The organism is Fibrobacter sp. UBA3718 (assembly GCF_002371935.1).
In the GTDB taxonomy this organism is placed as follows: domain Bacteria; phylum Fibrobacterota; class Fibrobacteria; order Fibrobacterales; family Fibrobacteraceae; genus Fibrobacter.
The window spans coordinates 99,402-112,468 of sequence record NZ_DFHR01000008.1 but is presented as its reverse complement, the minus strand read 5'-3'; the positions used below and the strand labels follow the sequence as shown (position 1 = coordinate 112,468).

At 56.4% G+C, this 13,067-nt stretch carries 10 protein-coding genes; 2 read left to right on the top strand and 8 right to left on the bottom strand.

Annotation, left to right across the window (positions count from 1 at the left end):
• On the top strand, positions 1–973 hold a 973-nt coding region (locus B4A77_RS02365; protein ID WP_290737949.1), incomplete at its 5' end, for a hypothetical protein.
• A gap of 123 nt (positions 974–1,096) precedes the next feature.
• On the opposite strand, the gene B4A77_RS02360 is transcribed toward B4A77_RS02365, so the two are convergent.
• Positions 1,097–4,954: a transglutaminase domain-containing protein gene (locus B4A77_RS02360; protein ID WP_290737946.1), complete on the bottom strand. Its 3,858-nt coding sequence runs from the start codon at positions 4,952–4,954 to the stop codon at positions 1,097–1,099.
• A 91-nt stretch (positions 4,955–5,045) separates the two neighbouring features.
• On the bottom strand, positions 5,046–6,302 hold the full coding sequence (locus B4A77_RS02355; RefSeq protein WP_290734488.1) for an ATP-binding protein: 1,257 nt from the start codon (positions 6,300–6,302) through the stop codon (positions 5,046–5,048).
• 316 nt (positions 6,303–6,618) lie between these two features.
• Here B4A77_RS02355 and B4A77_RS02350 point away from each other — a divergent pair, with 316 nt between their 5' ends.
• The gene (locus B4A77_RS02350; protein WP_290734490.1) at positions 6,619–6,789 is read left to right on the top strand and encodes a hypothetical protein; all 171 of its coding nucleotides are present in this window, start codon (positions 6,619–6,621) and stop codon (positions 6,787–6,789) included.
• 197 nt (positions 6,790–6,986) lie between these two features.
• On the opposite strand, the gene hepT is transcribed toward B4A77_RS02350, so the two are convergent.
• The 6 genes from hepT to B4A77_RS02320 all read right to left on the bottom strand — a co-directional run bounded on the left by hepT (position 6,987) and on the right by B4A77_RS02320 (position 13,006).
• Entirely contained in the window at positions 6,987–7,199 is a 213-nt protein-coding gene (gene hepT, locus B4A77_RS02345) for a type VII toxin-antitoxin system HepT family RNase toxin (RefSeq protein ID WP_290734492.1), read from the bottom strand.
• Positions 7,200–7,307: 108 nt separating this feature from the next.
• The gene (gene mntA, locus B4A77_RS02340; protein ID WP_290734494.1) at positions 7,308–7,718 is read right to left on the bottom strand and encodes a type VII toxin-antitoxin system MntA family adenylyltransferase antitoxin; all 411 of its coding nucleotides are present in this window, start codon (positions 7,716–7,718) and stop codon (positions 7,308–7,310) included.
• A 47-nt stretch (positions 7,719–7,765) separates the two neighbouring features.
• A complete protein-coding gene (locus tag B4A77_RS02335) occupies positions 7,766–9,205 on the bottom strand; it encodes an efflux RND transporter periplasmic adaptor subunit (RefSeq protein WP_290737943.1) in 1,440 nt (479 codons plus the stop codon).
• Positions 9,198–10,739, bottom strand: coding sequence for a TolC family protein (locus B4A77_RS02330; RefSeq protein ID WP_290737940.1), 1,542 nt, complete (start codon positions 10,737–10,739; stop codon positions 9,198–9,200). Before B4A77_RS02330 ends, B4A77_RS02335 begins: the two co-directional genes overlap by 8 nt.
• The gene (locus tag B4A77_RS02325) at positions 10,739–11,533 is read right to left on the bottom strand and encodes an efflux RND transporter periplasmic adaptor subunit (RefSeq protein WP_072811931.1); all 795 of its coding nucleotides are present in this window, start codon (positions 11,531–11,533) and stop codon (positions 10,739–10,741) included. The genes B4A77_RS02330 and B4A77_RS02325 overlap by 1 nt, the downstream gene beginning before the upstream one ends.
• Positions 11,534–13,006: a carboxypeptidase regulatory-like domain-containing protein gene (locus B4A77_RS02320; RefSeq protein ID WP_290731803.1), complete on the bottom strand. Its 1,473-nt coding sequence runs from the start codon at positions 13,004–13,006 to the stop codon at positions 11,534–11,536.
• Positions 13,007–13,067: the final 61 nt, after the last annotated feature.

Genomic DNA, 13,067 nt, shown 5'->3' with positions numbered 1-13,067 from the left:
TGCTCCCGCAAAGAAGCCCGCCCCCGCGAAGAAGGCCGCTCCTGCAAAGAAGCCTGCCCCCGCGAAGAAGGCTGCTCCTGCAAAGAAGCCCGCTCCGGCCAAGAAGGTTGCTCCCGCGAAGAAGCCCGCCCCTGCGAAGAAGGCCGCTCCTGCAAAGGTCGCCCCGGCGAAAAAGCCAGCCGCTCCTGCGAAGAAGGCTGCTCCGGTAAAAGTCGCTCCCGCAAAGAAGCCGGCCAAGCCCGCTGCAAAGCCGGCTCCTGCAAAGAAGCCTGTGGCCCCGGCCAAACCCGCTCCTGCAAAGAAGCCCGCTCCTGAGAAGAAGCCTGCTCCGGTAGAGAAACCGGCTCCTGTCAAGAAACCGGCGAAGGTGGAATCCGAGGAAAAGGACGTTGCCGTCAAGGAAGTTGTCAATGAACCCGCCAAGGAACCGGCCAAGCCCGCTCCGGTGAACGACAAGAAGAAGCTCGTTCCCTTCGCCCTGTTGCTCGAGGGTGGCAAGAAGCTTTCGAAGACCATCATGTTCACCGAAATCAACGAGGATGCCGAGAGGGTCAACCAGAAGAAGGTGTCTTCCGAACTGAAGCAGCTCGAGAAGAAGCCGACGATGGCCATCCGCCACAAGATTTCTCTTGCCGAAGAGACGCAGGAAGAATTGACCGAACGTATTCTCAAGGAACTGGAAGAGCAGAACCTCGCGTTTACCCGTGAAGTCGCGACGCAGATTTGCACCCGCTGCAACAAGAATCTCGTCTCTCCGGAATTCTGGGTCGACAAGGACCTCGGCTACTGCGAAGAATGTGCCGCCATCCTCAAGCTCGGACAGTCCAAGGAAGCCCGCAAGGTCGAATACACGCTCGGCTCGATGGGCGGCGACTCGCTCGACGAGGCGGATGACGAGGACTTTGGCGAAGGCCCGGATGCGGCCGACCTCAAGGAAGCCGAAGAAGATCTCGCCGACTTCGACGAAAACTAGCTCCAGCGCTTTAAATCTAAAAGGCCCCGCCCGGGGCCTTTTCTAATTTGCGTTTTATGTAGCGGCTCGCTTTTGCATCCTTGCTTGCGCAAGCAAGCGCCACGGCATACTTGTATGCCGTGATTACTTTATTGTTATCATAGGGCTCGTTTCGCTCAGCAGGTAGTCCCATTCCTCGCGAATCTTGTTGTATTCGCTCGGGTCGGCGTACAGCGCGAACGTCGTCCACTTGATGGAAGATTGCGCCCCGGCGTTTACTCCCTTCTCGAAGCTCACGTAGTCAGCGTCGCGGGCGAGTGCCTTCGGGCCGACCACGTTCACGCTCTTGCCGTCAGCCGCCTTCACGGTGAGGCTGTACTGGAACTGCGTCTCGTGCGGCATGCGGATGGGGTGGTGGCGCTTTGCGACCTTGGGCATCTTGAACAGGCTGCGCTCCCAAACGTTGGGGAACCGCCCCTTCATTTCGCTGCCCTGCCCGAAGTACGCCTTGGACCCGTAGGTGGTAACGAGAACGAGAGGCTTGTTGAACTCGTCGAGGTTCTTGATTTCGACCTTCGAGATGTTCACGTCGGGTACGCCCTGCGCCATGAAGTCTTCCATGAGCTTTTCCTGCTCCTTGACTTCGCGCCCGTAGAACTTGTTGCGGATGGCGCTTGCGAACTTGCCTTCCAGCGTCACGGAATCGCGGAACTCGCAGGTGCCGTCGTTCCCGATAAAGAGCCTGTGGTCAATCGCAATCTTGTGTTCCTGGTTGTCTTCGAGTATGGGGGTCTGCGTCACGCGGCTGTTCTCGCCGTCGATGATGAGGGCGACTTTCCCTTCCATGTCGAGCGGCACGGGGCGGTCGTTGCCCGTCTTGTCGGTCGCGTCGATCCACATCTCGCTTATGCGGTCCTGCTTGGGCACGTAGAGAATCATGTGGTTGAACTGCTGGATGGTCGGCAGCTGAGAGAAGCCCTCTTCCGTGAGGTGGATTGCGGTGAGGTAGCTCTTGACGCCGATGGTTGCGAGCATTTCTTTAAGCAATAGAGCCATGTCCTTACAGTCGCCACGACGCTCCTTGAGCGTCACTTCGGCGGTCTGCGGGATAAGGCTGTGGCCGCCGAAGCGGATATCGCGGTAGCGGATATCGTGGCGCACGAAGTTCGCGATTGCCTTGACGGCCTCGTTCCCAATCTTGTTGCCCTTCACCTCGAATGCCTTCTCGCGCACGCTCACAGCCTGTTTGAACTGGTGCTTGATGAGGTTCTGGTAGTCTTCGCCGACTTCCTTCCACTGCTGCTTGCCGGTGAGCATCAGGCCTGCGCCAAAATCGCGGTACACGGGCATGTAGAGTTCCTTGCGCATCACGACCGGGCTCTCGATTTTCCATTCGCGCCCGCCCTTGATGTTCTCGCGCTCAAGCGGTCCGTATTCCTCGGTGGTGAACGCGTTCGTGTCGGCGTACACGCGGAATATGGACTGGCCCACGGGAACGTCCTTGCTGCTCACGAAGTCGGTGTAGGGAATCATGCCCTTCGCCTCGATGGCGGTGCGGCTGAACTGCAGATAAATGAAGTCGCCCGGCGCGAGTTCCGAGAGCGGGAAGTGCGCCATCTGGCTTTCGTTCTTGCCGCCGATTTCGGTCGCGTAGGTGATGTAGGCGCCGTTCAGGCTAGCCTTCTGCTTCAAGTTCCAGTTGCTGTCGTATACTTCGAGCGCGTTGAGGAATATGCGGTCGTAGCCTGGCAGAAAATCGAAGGTGAACTCGCGGTAGATGGCGGCACCTCGCACGTCGAGGATTTCCATGAGCATCTCCTCGCTCCTGCTCCACGGCTGGTTCTTTTCGGCCTTCAGGCATTCCTTGCGGTAGTGCACCACGGCGGGGAAGTCGCCCTCGACTGCTTCCTGCTTGGCTTTTGCGCTCAGCAGGCTCTTGATGTTCGCGGTACGTTCTTCCACGGGCGTGATGGGCTTCTGCAGCGTGCGGTTGTCGGCCTTCCCGAGGAATGCCTTGGTGGCGCTGAGGAAGCTCTTCGCGTCTTCGTTGTCGGGCTTGAGCGAGAGCGCCTTGGTGAGCGCCTTTTCGGCGTCGCGGTAGTTGTGGCTGTAGAAGAGGATTTTACCGTGCATGGTCCACAGCTTGTAATCGTTCTTCTCTTTCTGGAGAGTCTCTTCGCTGATGGCGCGGGCTTCCTCGTAGCGGCCCAGGAACATGAGGGCGTCCATGAGGGTTTCGCCCAAATCCTTGCTCATCCCGAACCGGCCTCGTACCCCATACAATATTTCTACGGCTTCGGCGTACTGGTCCAGGCCCATGTAGGTCTTCGCGAGGTAAACGCCCAGGCGGCTGCTCGGCTGTGTGTCATAGAGGCGCTGCACCACAACGAGCGATTGGTGGCGCTGTCCGAGTCCCCAGAGCGCGTCGGAGAGGTTGATGACGTATTCGGGGTTGTTCGGCGTGAACTGGAGCGCCGCTTCCGCACACTCGCGGGCGTGGCTGTAGTCGAACAGCACCTCGTACATTTCTCCGAGAATCGAGAGGAGTTTCCCGTTCCTGCGTACGAGCGGCATCTGGCTTGTAAAGTAGGCGATGCCCGGTCCGTAGAGTTCCTTCATCTGGTAGATAAACCCGCAGTTCACGAGGTAGAGCGGTTCTTCGGGGTCCATCTTGTTCGCGCGCTCGAAGTAGCTGAGAGCCACGAGCGGCTGGTCTTCCACAAGGCGGAGGATGCCCACCTGGTTCATGACGGCGGCGTTGAACTTGTTCTGCTTCCTGGTGCTTTCGGCGTCGGTCGCCTGCGCGGGCTTGGCCCCCACGGAGAGCCCTTCGATGGCGTTGTCTATCGCCTTCGCGTATTTCTTCTGCGTCGCGCCCTGCGTCCAGGCCGCAATCAGGATTCCGCGTCCGTTCTCGTAGAAGAACCGTCCCTTGTAGCTAAAGTCGAACTTGCCGACCATGTGGGTGAGCGTGAATTCCTGCGCGTAGCGGTCGCCGACCTTCACGCGGCGGGCATCGAGCGTGCGGTTGTTCGGGTCGACGCCGAGGCGGGTGAGGAGCACCTTGAACATGTCCTGCTGGCCGATGACGTCGGGTGGGAGGATTGCGCCATATACAAATAACGAGACTTCCTCGGACTTGTCGGTGAGCACCAGGTCGGGGTCGTTGTTCTGCTTCGCGATGCCGTTCCAGAAGTGCCAAAGCGTGTCCTTTGTGCTCCAGGTGTAGCCGAGCGCTGCGGAAGTGTGGCTCTGGATGCGTTCCGGAGAGAGTTCTGGGCCCTGTTCCTCGGCGATTTCGTTGAGGGTGAACCCCTTGAAGAATTCCCTCCATTCCTCCTTGAGCATGTCCTTTCCGGGCACGTTGTCGGTTGCGGTAAGCGTGAGGGTGTAGACGCTGCGTCCGTTGCCCGTTACCATGCCCACTGCCTCGTACGGGGTCTCGTAGCGCTTGCCCGCGATGTCGAAGAACGCGCCGGTCGTGCCGAACGCCTCTTCGGGATTGAGCTCGCTCAAGGTCGCCTTCTTGCCGCTAGATTCCAGGCTCTGCATTTCCATGCGGGCGCGGTCCATGAGGTTCATGGGCTCGCCTTCGTCGAGCGCTACCTCGCGTAGCACCGCGCGCCTGCCCGAATTCGCATTGTAGAACTCGTAGGGGGCGCCATCCTCGCCGCCGATGACCGTCCAGTCGCCGCCCGGGAACTTGAAGCTGAAGCCCGCGTTGCCGATGGTGCCGTCCGGATTGCGAACCGCGCTAACATTCGTGCCCGAGCCCGCCGAAGCTGCGCTCGAATTATCGTAGTCGTAATAGCTCTGCGCCGCGGTAGCGGGGGCGCCGCTCTCGTCGGCCTTCGGTTCCGGGTTGGTCAACGGGTCGCCGTTTCCGGCGCAAGAAACCAGGGATGCGAAAAGGAACAGCGCAAACAGGCCCGCACTCTGCTGTGCGGGGCGGCCGCGAAGACCGGCCACACGGGTAAATCTTTTAGACGTTGGAATCATCATGAGAGCAAAGATACAAAAACGAATTGCGCCCGCCCTGCATTTTTTATTCCCGCATGGAATATGGTATTTTGTTTGTAAAAAATTGTTTAGATTACGGCAAAAACATCGCCATGAATTGTGGCAGGCTTACCTTGTTTCCGTCGATGCCGATGTTTCCGTCAATCAGTTTTATCGCAAGCGACGGACTGTATTTTTTGATAAATTCGTTCATCGAGGTTGTCTGTCCGTTTTTCGACTTGACCTCCACAGGAACGACTTTGCCGGAGTGCTCGAAAACGAACTCGATTTCTTGCGTATTCTCGCCATTTTTGTAATAGTTCAGATTGAGCCCGCGCTTGTTGAGAATGTCGAAAATCAGGTTCTCGTAGATGCCTCCCTTTGCATGCCCCTTCAGTTCCTTGCGTACAAGGGCCGACTGCGTCTCGAAGCCGAACTGGTGCGTTGCAAGGCCGATGTCGGTAACATAGACTTTGAAGTTTTCGGGCTGTTCGTAGGCCTTGAGCGGCATTTCGGGTAAACTCACGTTGTGCACCAGTTTGACGAGTCCCGCATCGACAAGCCAGTCCAGTGCGTTCCCGTATTTTTTTGCGTTTCCGTTTTTCTCGACGGTCTTGTACTGAAATTTCGAGTATTCCTTTGACAGCTGGCGGGGGAGAGAGTAGTAGCAGGCTCGTATTTTGGGCCGCTCCGTATTGGTTGCATAATGCTGGATGTCGTCTTCGTATGCTTTGAAAATCTTCTGTTGTGCATTAAAGACTTGTTGAAAATTTGTTGTCGAGATAAATGTGTTCACCACTTCTGGCATCCCTCCCACAACAAGGTATTCACGAAGCTTGTTCTGGTACAGGTTATTGATGGCGTCGGGCAGTGCTTTTTTTTGTGTGTAATATTCTTTCAGGTTCTCGATGGACTCTTCGCTCACGTCGTTTGCCCAAAGGAATTCCTCGAAATCGAGAGAATGCATTTCGACTTCGCGCTCGTAGCCGACAGGAATGGAAATCTCTTCGGAATTCTGGCCTAGCTTGTTGTAATGCAGCCCCAGCAGCGAACCGGACGCGATTATGTCGTATCTGTCATCCATGGCGAGAAACTTGAGGGCTGTCCTGGCCTTGCTACAGACCTGAATTTCGTCGATGAAAATAAGCGTGTCGCCTTCGATAAAATTTGTTTTTTTGACTAGTAGCGAAATTCGCTTGTATATCTCGTTCGGTTCGAGTTCTCCCTCGAAAATTTGCTTGTATTCTGGATTTTTGAACAGGTTCAGGTAGATGTAGCTTTTGTAATTTTCACGGCCAAAAACATCTATAATAAAGGTCTTGCCGACCTGGCGGGCCCCATTTACGAGCAAACATTCCCTTTTTTTTGTTTTTTTCCACTGTTTTAGGGTCTCTGAGAACTTTCGTTTCAACATGTTTTGACCTCATTTTGCCACGAATTTGACGATGTTAATATATAAAAATGCCACGAATTTGACAATCTTTTTCTAAAAAATGCCACGAATTTGACGATGTGTGCTGGACAAGTATGACTAGTGACGCTCATCACAAATCAGTCCCAAAAAAAGGCCGCAATCCAAAAATACTTGACTTGTTTTTTTTTGTTTACATTGATGGCAAGAAAATTAACAACTCGCTTTTTATGGAGATGCGGGAAGGATGGCCAATATGAAAAAAGCAGAAGAAACCGAAAGGATGTCTTTTTTTTACGAAACAGGGGAAAATGAGACAAACTATCCCTCAAAAATGGATTCGCTTGGTAAATGGAAACCATATTCTTGTAGGGATGCAGGGTTATTGCTCATTGCACGAGCATTTTTGCGTATATTTTGCGTTTAAATGTAAATTTCGGCATGTTTTATCCCCCGAACATGTCTAAATATACATAAATTTTTTTATTTTCCCGCAAATTTTTCTTTGTTAAAATCATATTTTCCCGCAAATTTTTTTTTGTCAAAATAGTCTTTCCCCGTAAATTTTTTATCCGCATACGCGTGGCTTCTTTGCTTTTAGAGGGGGTGTTGGTAAAAAAATGTTTAAGAATGCTGTGCGCGAAGTGCAGCAACGCTTGCGGCGAAGTCCGTAAAGTCGTTCAGGTGCCCAGATACAATCTGGAAAATGACCTTGTTGTCCAAGATGTCGTATTGATGAACCGCGATATTTCTGAATGCGACGGCCTTTGCTAGGTTGTCCGCATTCTCCTTCGAGATGACATTTTTCTCGGCGAGGAACCTGAATGTGTCGGCCATGGTGGTGGGGGTGACATGGCTTCCAAATCTTTGAGGCTAGCCACCTTCTGTGACTTGATTCGCTCGATGCAGTTGGCTAGCATTTCAATTTTTTTTTGCAGTAGGTCCTTATCCATTGAGAAACCTCTTGATTCTTTCGGCGCGGCAGGCGCGTTGGATGGGCAGGAAGTCCTCGTAGAAATACAGCGCTTTCATGATGTACTTGTGGAACACGTCGTGGTTGAACTTGATGCGTTCGCCTGTCGTCATGATCTGATGCAAAAAGAGTCCTTCCGCCTTTGAGAGGTCGGCGATGTCGACTTCCCTTTTGCACAGCAGGCTGAGTTCCACCTGCATCTTGGCAAGGCTGTCGTAGGAGAGGGCGCTCTGCGAATGGACGGCGATGTCGATGTCGCTGTGCTCGTTAAACTGGTTCTTGGCCAGGGAGCCAAACAGAATTGCCGAGTCGATTTCGGGCTTATTCCCGAAATATTCGACTAGCTTTGCAGTGATATTCTGTTTTTCGCACGATTCAGCCATGCCTTTAATATAGATTTTTCCCAAAAAAAGTGGGAAAATAAATTTTTTTACCACCAGAGCTTTATGCGCAGGTAGTCGATGGCCTGGTGCGAGAGGATCCACCAGAGAGTGTGCTTTTCGGCGAAAATCTTCGCGATGCCCGTCATGCCGGGGCGGAACCATGCGGGTGTGCCGTACACGAACTCGCCGCGCACGGCGAACGTGTTTTCCTGCTCCTTGACTTCGGCGGTGGGGCTTACGCGCTTGGTCTCGAAACGGTAGGCGTAGTCGGGACGGCTCTTGACGGCGAGCAGGCCCTGGTTCCCGATGGTCACGTTGCGGAGTTCCTGTTCGGGGACGTTGATTTCGACGTAGATGTTCTCGATGGATGACATCTGGAACAGTTCGGAACCCTGCTTCACGGGGGCGCCGAGCCTTTTTTGCAGGTCGCCTTCGATGATGATGGCGCTGTCGACGTTCACGATCACGGTTGCCATCGAGAGCTTGTAGCGCACGGTCTTGAGCTTTGCCTGGGTCTGGGCGAGGCGCGCCTGGTGTATGCGCATCTCCGCGAGCTCGTGCGCGGCCTGCGCCTTCTGGATTTCGCGGCGGCTGTCCTGTTCCTGGGCCATGAGGTCGGCCTCTTCGAGCCTGAGTTCCGTCTGGTTGAGGCGCAGCAGGGGCGAACCCCTGTATACCACGTCGCCCGGCTTTACGAATACGGTGTCGATGTAGCCGTCGAACGGGGCCGTAGTGTAGATAATCTTGTCGGTCTTGAGGATTGCCGGTGCGCTTACTTTGTACGGAAGCGGGAAGAGCGTCGCGAACAGGATGAACGCGATGGCGATGAGCCCGAGCAGTTTTGCCCAGGTGTGCTCGATTCCGAAAACCTTGGAAAGCCCCTTGCGTATAGCCCTTGCCATGCGAAGGCCGAACCAGCTGCTTTTGGTGTAGAGTTCCAGGAGGCGTGCGCTGCAGAGCGTGGACGTCAGGTACACCTGTTCGCTGTCGAGGTCGCTGAACGGCCTGGAATTGCGTTCGCAGCAGATTACGCCCACGATGTCTTCGCCGTTCCGGATGGGGACCGTCAGGATGTATTTTGTGTGGTAGGCCGCGCTGTAGAGCTCGTGTTCGCGAATCGAGAGCACGTTGTTTTCGGGAGCGGGGTAGACTACCGCGGCATCCTGCTCGTAGGCCTCTTCCATGATGCCTTCGAGGTCGCTCACCACCTGCATCTTCTTTTCGAAATGGTCGGTATGGCTGAGCGCCTTCAGTACAACGTAATCGTGCTTGACCCAGCCGAGGCTCACGCGTTCGGCGCCGTACTTGTCGCAGAGCCCGCTTGCGAGCGCGAGGCTTGCCGTCTTGAACTTGTCGCAGGCGAGTACGGTCTGTGCCACGTCGAACACCTGGGTCATCTGGGAAATCTTCGCGTTGGAACTGTTCAGCGCGCCCTGCATTGCCTTGAGTATCTTGGCCGGGTCGATCTGTGGCGTCGTCTTATTCATTCAGCAGGTCCTTGCGTAGGGTGGGGGTGCCCTGGTTCCATGTCTCGAGTCCGTTTTCGCGGAGGAGCGCGCCTTTGGCGAGCAGAAGCTTGACGTCGACAAGGTGCATGTCGCGGATATTCTCGAGGTGGCGCTGCTCGGCTTTGCGCAGGTCCTCTTCCATGTCGAAAATCACGTGGTAGTTGCTCTTGCCGAGTTCCATCTTCTTGAATTCTTCCTGCAGTTCGGTTTCATGGTAGGTGACCGCGATCTGGCTGAGCCTCGTCTGTTCGCGGATTTCGGTCGCCCTTTTCTGCAGGTTGCGGAGTTCTTCGGCGAGCTTGTCCTGGATGAGCGCGAGCCTCACGCGGGCGGCGCGCACGTTTATCTTTTCGGCGGCGGCCTGGTGGCGTTCGCCCATGTTCGCGAACAGGGGAATGTCGATTTCGATTCCGCCCGAAAGTACGGTCTGCCTGTTTTCGGCATGCTTGAAGTCTCGCACGGCGCGCCTTGCGTCGCTGTCGCGGCCGCGGATGCCGTAGTTCCCGACAAGGTCGAGCGTGGGGAGCGCCCTGGTTCGGTGCTGCTTTAGGCCCTCTTCGTGCAGATCGAGTTCCGCAAGCTGCTGCAGGTAGGCGGGGTGCATGCGGCACGAATCCGCGCTCGAATCGCCCGCTGCGGGCGTAATGGGGCCTGCAGCGGTATCGTTGTCGTTCGGGGGCCTTATGGCGAGGGGGCGGGAGTCCTGCACGTACTTGCTCGATGAGAGCGTGAGCAAAAGTTCGAGCCTCGCCCTTCTCAGCTGGTCGACTGCCGAGAGCCTCGCGCTTTCGCGGTCGGAATATTCGGCGACGGCCTTTTGCTGGTCGAGGGCCGAAAGCATGCCCAGCTGTAGCCGTTTGCTTGCGTCTTCGGCAATCTGCCTTGCGACCTGGGCGGATTTCGTGGCGAACTGCAGCGTCTGTTCGGCGTAATAGTAGTTCCAGTAGGCTTCGTAGAACTTGTCGAGGATTTCGCCGAGCGCGCTGCGGTATTTCTGGTAGGCGATTTCCTGTTGCAGGCGGGCCTGCCGCAGGTTGCTCGTGGGCGCGAAGTAGAGCAGGCCGTCCTTGAGCAGGTGCTGGCGCAGTTCGCCGCCGAAATAGAGCTCGGAGGTGTATTCGCTGTGGGTGTATGTCGCCTGGTTGAACCCGATGTTGTATTCGGTGGCGGTGGGGAGCTTGCCCTGCACGCCAATCTTGTATTCGTCGCGCGTCTCGGTAAAGAGCGCGCTAGGCTTGTCGGCGCGTTCCTTGTTGATGCGCCCCACGAGGTGCGGCTCGAATTCGCCGTACGTGCCCTTTGCCATTTCGGCCTGGGCAATCCAGTTGTATTTCGCCTCCTGCACGTCGGCGTTGTTTTCGACCAGCACCTTGAGCGCCTCGTCGAGTTCGAGCACCAGCGAATCCTCTGGAGTCGTCGTGCCTGCCGAATCGGCCTCCGCCGCGGGCGATTGTACCGCCATGAGGGCAAGCGCGAGAGCGAACGGGGGCAGGTATGCGGCGTGCATGGGCATTATTGCAGGATAATCTTGCCGGTGACGCCGGGTTCTACGGAGCGGTTGGAATTGTCGAAGATGACCTTGACCGTACGGAGCAGGCTCGCCTTGTCGACCACGGGCGAGATATATTCGACGGTTCCCTTCTTGTTGCGGGCCTGCGACGAGCCGTCGAGCAGGAGCTTCACCGTCTGGCCCACCTTGAGCCTGCTCGCCTTGTTCGCGATGATGTAGGCGGTCATGCGGCAAGTGCGGACGTCGGCGATTTCGACGATGGGTTCGAGTGCCTCCACGCTTTCGCTCCGGTTCTTGGATATGGAGACGATTTCGCCGTCGAACGGGGCGATGAGATACTGCTTTTGCAGCTGCGCGCGGGCCATGCGGTGTTCCAGCGAATCCTTGGACTTGCTCACCTTGGCGGCTTCCCATTCGGCTTTCGCCACGCGGTAGTTCATCTCGCGTTCCCAGAGCTGTTCGGCGCTCACGGAGTTCGAAGTTTCGTAGAGCTTCTTGGTTACCGTCCAGTCCTTTTCGTAGGTCTCCATCTTGACCCGTGCCGAAACGACGCTCGAGGTGTCTTCGGCGCTTATCTTTGTGATGCGGGCGCGGAGCTCCTCCTCCGTCTTGACCAGGTTCACGAGCGTGTCGCCCTTGTGCACGAACGCGCCTTCCTTGACCCAGATGCGGTCGATCTTGCCGGGGACGGTGAATCCGATTTTTGCCTGGTCGATGGGTTCGGTCACGCCGTCGAAACCGGCCGCGAGGGCCGAACCGATGGCGAATAGGGCGGTTGTCAAAAACAGCGGTTTCATTTAGGTCGACGAGCTGCTCGAACTGGACGCTGTTGCGGCTGAACTTGACGACTCGGGCACCCCGCTGCTGGAGCTTGCCGTGGAATCGGCCACGCTGGAAGACGACGGCGGAACTTCGAGTTCGGTCATGATGAGCAGGTGTTCGAGGTAGAGCCCGTTCTCCGCGTAGACGGTGACGTCCATGCCCACGGAATCGCCCGGTGTCCTCGCGTCGAGAATCTTCTCGCGCATCTGCACGAAAAGCGTGTCCTTGCTTATCCAGGCGTCCGCCGTGGCGAAACTCCCGTTGCACGAGATGGTCCTCGATGCCTTCGCGATAAAGTGCCACTGCACGCGTTCCACGTTCTTGCTCAGCTTTTCGGAGAACTTGACCCACAGCGTGTCGTCGATGGAGAAACTGGACCTGTATTTCTCGTTTTGCGGCCAGGCGTTGCTCGTGACCGCGTAGAGCCCGCGGTCGGTGGTGAACGCGGAAGCCCCGTCGAGCGTGATTTCGATGCGCTCGTTCTTCTTCTTGGTGTAGGTGACGATTGTCGTCGAGAACTCGGTGCTTGCGGGGAGAGGCCTGTCGTGCTTGAGGAACAGCGTGTCGCCCTTGACCTGCGGGGTCAGGATGAAAGCCGTGTCGCCGGTCATGCTCACACCCAGGTTGTTTTCGGTAATCGCCTCGTTGAAAACAAAGTAGGGGACCGCGAGGGGCGATACGTTCTTGTAGCCCTTCTGGTCGGTATCCATGACGTTGCTCGCCTTGATGCGGAACGGGACGGTGATGGAAGTGTCTTGCGGCAGGTAGGCGCGGCCGATGTCCTTGCTCGATTCGGCGGCGAGTCTCGGGAGCACCGTGGCGGGCAGGGTGAAGCGCAGGCCGTTGTGGGTGTAGGGGGCGATGTTCAGCAGTAGCCCCGAATCGGCGGGGAGCCCCTCGAACTCGAACTTGCCCAGGGAATCCGTCTTTGTGCTGAAGGAATCCTCGTCGAGGTTGATGTAGGAGGTGTCGGCGTGGGTTATCCAGACCTTTGCCTTTTGGACGGGGAGGGCGGCGCCCGTCTGCGGGTCATGTATGTAGTATTCGCCCGTGATTCCCGCGTTCAGGGGGCTGAGGCGGATTACGTTGCTCACGCTCGCCACGATCCCGTGCATCGAGGAGGATTCGTTGGTGGAACCCACCGTGCGCACCTTGGGGGCGTAATGGAGCGTGTCCTTGCCTTTTACCTTTGCGTAGCTGAACGAAAAGCTTATCGAGCCGTAGGGGAGCCTGTCGATGAAGAAGGCGCCGTCCTCGTCGGTGGTGGCCGTCAGCGTTTTGCCGTCGGCGACCTGGTAGCTGATGGTGGCTCCCTCTAGCCCCTTGCCGTTGCTGGCGTCGAGCACGTAGCCTGAAAATTCCCACTTGGAATAGTCGTCGCTTTCGGAATCCGTGACCGAGCATGCGGCCAGGAAAAGCGCAAAAAGAAGGGTGACTAGTTTGTTCATCCTGTTACCTTTGTTCGAGACTATTTAAAAATCTGAACATCCCAAAACGGGACGGAAAGAT

Excerpts from the sequence above, each read along its gene's own strand:
- B4A77_RS02360 (WP_290737946.1), bottom strand. The coding sequence starts at position 4,954 with ATGATGATTCCAACGTCTAAAAGATTTACCCGTGTGGCCGGTCTTCGC.
- B4A77_RS02350 (WP_290734490.1), top strand. The coding sequence starts at position 6,619 with ATGAAAAAAGCAGAAGAAACCGAAAGGATGTCTTTTTTTTACGAAACA.
- hepT (WP_290734492.1), bottom strand. The coding sequence starts at position 7,199 with ATGGCCGACACATTCAGGTTCCTCGCCGAGAAAAATGTCATCTCGAAG.
- mntA (WP_290734494.1), bottom strand. The coding sequence starts at position 7,718 with ATGGCTGAATCGTGCGAAAAACAGAATATCACTGCAAAGCTAGTCGAA.
- B4A77_RS02335 (WP_290737943.1), bottom strand. The coding sequence starts at position 9,205 with ATGAATAAGACGACGCCACAGATCGACCCGGCCAAGATACTCAAGGCA.
- B4A77_RS02330 (WP_290737940.1), bottom strand. The coding sequence starts at position 10,739 with ATGCCCATGCACGCCGCATACCTGCCCCCGTTCGCTCTCGCGCTTGCC.
- B4A77_RS02325 (WP_072811931.1), bottom strand. The coding sequence starts at position 11,533 with ATGAAACCGCTGTTTTTGACAACCGCCCTATTCGCCATCGGTTCGGCC.
- B4A77_RS02320 (WP_290731803.1), bottom strand. The coding sequence starts at position 13,006 with ATGAACAAACTAGTCACCCTTCTTTTTGCGCTTTTCCTGGCCGCATGC.